Origin of the sequence: Parafrankia sp. Ea1.12, assembly GCF_900465275.1 — a bacterium.
GTDB lineage: Bacteria > Actinomycetota > Actinomycetes > Frankiales > Frankiaceae > Parafrankia > Parafrankia soli.
The window spans coordinates 1-1,737 of the sequence record NZ_UBIZ01000694.1 but is presented as its reverse complement, the minus strand read 5'-3'; the positions used below and the strand labels follow the sequence as shown (position 1 = coordinate 1,737).

Annotated in this window: 1 protein-coding gene; it reads right to left on the bottom strand. The window is 69.0% G+C overall.

What is annotated here, in order from left to right; all coding sequences use genetic code 11:
• The coding region (locus tag FMEAI12_RS35625) for an amino acid adenylation domain-containing protein (protein WP_160144389.1) at positions 1–1,697 on the bottom strand (1,697 nt) is incomplete at its 3' end.
• Positions 1,698–1,737 lie beyond the last annotated feature (40 nt).

Below are 1,737 nucleotides of genomic sequence, written 5' to 3'. Positions count from 1 at the left end.
CGGCCGAGTCGGAAGAAGTCGTCGTCCACGGACAGGGGTGTGCTCTCGGGGAGGGCGAGGACGTCGCGGAACACCCCGGCCAGGGACAGCTCGGTGTCGGTTTCCGGGGGGCGGCCGCTGCCGGATCCGGCGGTCAGGTCGGGGGCGGGTAGTGCTTTGCGGTCGAGTTTCCCGCTCGAGGTCGTGGGGAGTGTGGCCAGGCGGGTGAACGATGCGGGAACCATGTACTCCGGCAGGAGCGTGTTCGTGTGTTCCCGCAGCACGTCGGCCAGCACGGCCTCGTCGGCTGGTGCGGACGGGGTGGTGGTGACATAGGCGGCGAGGAACTTCCCTCCGGCGGGGTGATCGAGAGCGGTGACCGCGGCACCCGAGATGGCGGGGTGTCGTTCGAGGACAGCGCGGATCTCGTCGAGTTCGATCCGGAACCCGCGTACCTTGACCTGGTCGTCGGACCGGCCCAGGTACTCCAACTCGCCCTGGTCGTTCCATCGGGCCAGATCGCCGGTCCGGTACAGCCGCTCGTCCGGGGCGCCGAGAGGGTCGGCGACGAACCTTTCCGCTGTCAGCCCTGCCCGGCCCACATATCCTTCCGCCAGCTGCACCCCGCCCAGATACAGCTCACCGGTCACCCCGGCCGGTACCGGGCGCAGCCACCCGTCCAGCACCCGCACATAAGAATTCGACACCGGGCGACCGATCGGCGTCGAATCCGAGTCTGCGTTCAGAGCGGCGATGTCGTAGCTGGCGATCTCGACCGCCGCTTCGGTCGGCCCGTACAGGTTGAACAGTTCCGCCTGGTCGAACACCTCCCGGGCCTTGATGGCCGCCGCCACCGGCAGCGCTTCCCCCGTGAACGACACCAGCCGCACATCCGGGAACGACCCCGCCTCTGCTCCCGAGTCCAGGAACGCCTGAAGCATCGATGGCACGAAATGCACGCTCGTGACCCGCCTTTTCCGCACCACACCGGCGATATAGCCCGGATCCCCATGTGCGTTGTCACGGGCGACCACGACCACCGCCCCGGTGATCAGCGGGAGGAAGAACTCCGGTACCGACACGTCGAACGTGAACGGTGTCTTCAGCAGCACCCGATCAGACGACGAGAACCCCAACACCTCCCGGCCCCAGACAAGCCGGTTCACGACCGCGGCATGGGACAGGGCGACGCCTTTGGGTCGTCCGGTGGTACCGGACGTGAAGATCACATACGCGGTGTCGCCGGGGGTGACCGGGCGCGACAGCACGGGTGCGTCGGACGCCCCGTGTTCCACCTGGCCACGAACAGCATTCTCATCGAGGACCACGGTGACGGCACCCGCGGCGGTGAACACGCCCGCCTGGGCCGCCGCCGTCGCAATATCGGTGATGGCCACCCGGGCACCGGAGTCCTGGAGGATCGCGGTAACACGCTCCGCGGGATATCCCGGATCGACGGGAACATACGCGGCGCCGGCACGCAGTACCGCAGCAAGAGCGGTCACCAGGTCCGCCGAGCGCGGCAGGGCCACCGCGACCCGGCCACCCACCGTCACGCCCCGCTCGGTCAGGAGACGGGCCAGAGCGTTCACCCGCGCGTCGAACTGCGCGTACGCCAACTCCGCACCATCCGCGTCGTCCACGACCGCGACCGCCCCGGGAGTACGCGCTACCTGATCCCGGATCAGCCCGTCCACCGTCACCGCGGGAACCACCACCCCCGCACCCACCGACCACACACCCACCGACCCGGCATCG